Source organism: Flavobacteriales bacterium, assembly GCA_013214975.1.
Classification (GTDB): Bacteria; Bacteroidota; Bacteroidia; order DT-38; family DT-38; genus DT-38.
In genome coordinates this window covers 1-2,296 of sequence record JABSPR010000391.1, presented here as the reverse complement: position 1 = coordinate 2,296, position 2,296 = coordinate 1, and the positions used below count along the sequence as shown (strand labels likewise).

The following is a 2,296-nucleotide window of genomic DNA, read 5'->3' as shown; positions in this document are numbered from 1 at the left end:
TGAGTACAATTAACATCATTAGAAACAAACTCATTCACAGGGTTTTTGCTGTAGTAAAAAGAGGAACGCCCTACGTAATTATGGCGAAACATGCAGCTTGAAATATTTCTTAAAAGTCCTTGTTTCTATCTTAGAATTCGCATTAACTTGTCCAAATATCAGATGTGGTAATTTAGGTTTCTAAAATCCAGAAACTATGTACAAACATCATCGCTACCCAAGAGTAATAATTCAGCAAGCCGTTTATTTTAAACTTAGATTTTCTTTAAGCTATCGAGATGTTGAAGAATTGATGCAAATCAGAGGAGTTGATGTTGATCATTCTACTATTCAAAGATGGGTGTTCAAATTCACTCCAGAGATTGAGAATAATATGAACAAAAGAAAGTATCGCACTGGAGATAGTTGGAGAATGGATGAGACCCACATAAAAGTAGGTGGGAAGGACAGATTCCTTTATCGTGCAGTAGACAAGGATGGAAATACGGTTGACTTCCTACTTACAAAAAGGAGACAACGCATGTCAGCACATAAGTTCTTCAATAAATCCATCAACAATAATGGCAAACCACGGGTGATAAATATTGATAAAAGCGGATCTAATTACGCCGCAATTCAAGTTGTAAATAGGAGGGGGCTTTATAAGAAGAATATCAAAATTAGGCAGTGCAAGTATCTAAATAACATTGTTGAACAAGACCATCGAAATATCAAAAGAAGAATAGTAAATATGACAGGATTCAAAGAGTTCGAGTCAGCGCAGCGGACTCTATCAGGAATAGAGGTCGTGAATATTATAAGAAAGAATCAGCTAGATAAATCTCGAAAAACGAACTTTAAAACGTTCGCTTCTTTAGCTGCGTAAAAGTCTGAAATCCAGTTTTTTTCAGAATCAGTACAAGTTAATGCGACAGTACCCTCTCTCGAGACTTTCGACACATTACCCTTTTCTTCTGATAACTTCACAGTATTACGTTTATAGACAGCTGTGTAACTCCTTTTTGTTTTTGACATTTTGCTAATTTAATTTATAGCAACAATATCTTAACTAACCGTCCAGTCTAATGTAGCAAGTCCAGAAGATCAATAGAAGAATTCCTATTCAATCGAAAAAGAGATGTTAAGCAACAAGTTTGCTTTTCCCTTTTAAAACTCTAGAAACTTTAGCACCTTTTGAAATCAGTTCTTTTAAAGAAATGATATGCGTTTTATTACTTTTATCTATACTGGTAATTTTCTCAAACACATCGGAATATTTAACATCTTTAGATGCCATTGTTTCCGTATCCATATAAATATAATCTGGAAATGCGAGTTCGTACTCCATTAATTGCATTAAATAATGCATGGCTTCTACACCATCTTGCAAGAATCTTATTTTCTTATTTCCGTCTGTTTTGTCAAGAGCTTTCTGCGCCAAATACTTCACAACCTCACTTTCCTCTATGACTAATATCCATGTACCTGTATTCATAGTTAAATTAGTTGATGTGGTATTGCAACGCAGCAGATTTAATAAAGTTTCAATATACAAATGTAACTTGCATTATATTTGATGGTTAAGTAAGTTTGGAATAAATAAAGTATTGATAATCAGCAATATTTTTACAAGCACTTTGTAAGCTTGCAAGCTGCCATGGGCTTGATTCATTGATAAGCATGATATACGTTATCTTTACTAAAATCAAAACAAAGGGACATGAAATCGCTCGTAATTACCTTCCTGATTCTTTTTTTTTATTTTTCAGTTCAGGCCCAAATAAACATCCCCGACGCGAATTTTAACACGTATTTGGTAGCGCAAGATTCAATTAATACGGATGGAAATAATATAATTGATTCGATTGAGGCCGCCGACTTTGCCAGTGAAATAAATGTAACCGGATTGCAAATTTTAGACTTAACTGGGATAGCAGCGTTTACATCACTCACTAAGTTTAATAGTTTAGCAAGTTTGGATGTATCTGGTAATACCGCTCTTGAGGAACTTATTTGTACCGATAACGACATTGATAGCTTGAATGTATCTGGTAGTTTGGCGGTTACTAAGCTTTATTGTAACAATAATGAGCTAGAGAGTTTGGATGTGACGAATCATGCAGCTCTTAAATATTTTAGCTGTTCCTATAATGATTTAACGGCTTTGGATATCTTCAACAATGCTAACTGAAATTGCAACAAAAAAATGGAGTTTAAGTTAAGCTATGCCGCCTGATTAAATTGATTATTATTCTGATTAAATTGTTCTATTGATTTATTGCCCAAGTGGGAGTGCCTTCTTTCTCTGTTATACCAC

Annotated in this window: 3 protein-coding genes; 2 read left to right on the top strand and 1 reads right to left on the bottom strand. The window is 34.3% G+C overall.

What is annotated here, in order from left to right; genetic code table 11:
- Positions 1-196: 196 nt before the first annotated feature.
- Positions 197-865: an IS6 family transposase gene (locus HRT72_12320; protein ID NQY68489.1), complete on the top strand. Its 669-nt coding sequence runs from the start codon at positions 197-199 to the stop codon at positions 863-865.
- Positions 866-1,120: 255 nt separating this feature from the next.
- Here HRT72_12320 and HRT72_12315 read toward each other — a convergent pair whose 3' ends face one another.
- On the bottom strand, positions 1,121-1,474 hold the full coding sequence (locus HRT72_12315) for a hypothetical protein (GenBank protein NQY68488.1): 354 nt from the start codon (positions 1,472-1,474) through the stop codon (positions 1,121-1,123).
- A gap of 225 nt (positions 1,475-1,699) precedes the next feature.
- On the opposite strand from HRT72_12315, the gene HRT72_12310 reads away from it, so the two are divergent.
- The gene (locus tag HRT72_12310) at positions 1,700-2,170 is read left to right on the top strand and encodes a hypothetical protein (GenBank protein NQY68487.1); all 471 of its coding nucleotides are present in this window, start codon (positions 1,700-1,702) and stop codon (positions 2,168-2,170) included.
- Positions 2,171-2,296: the final 126 nt, after the last annotated feature.

Coding starts and splice junctions, on each gene's coding strand:
- HRT72_12315 (NQY68488.1), bottom strand. CDS start 1,474: ATGAATACAGGTACATGGATATTAGTCATAGAGGAAAGTGAGGTTGTG.
- HRT72_12310 (NQY68487.1), top strand. CDS start 1,700: ATGAAATCGCTCGTAATTACCTTCCTGATTCTTTTTTTTTATTTTTCA.
- HRT72_12320 (NQY68489.1), top strand. CDS start 197: ATGTACAAACATCATCGCTACCCAAGAGTAATAATTCAGCAAGCCGTT.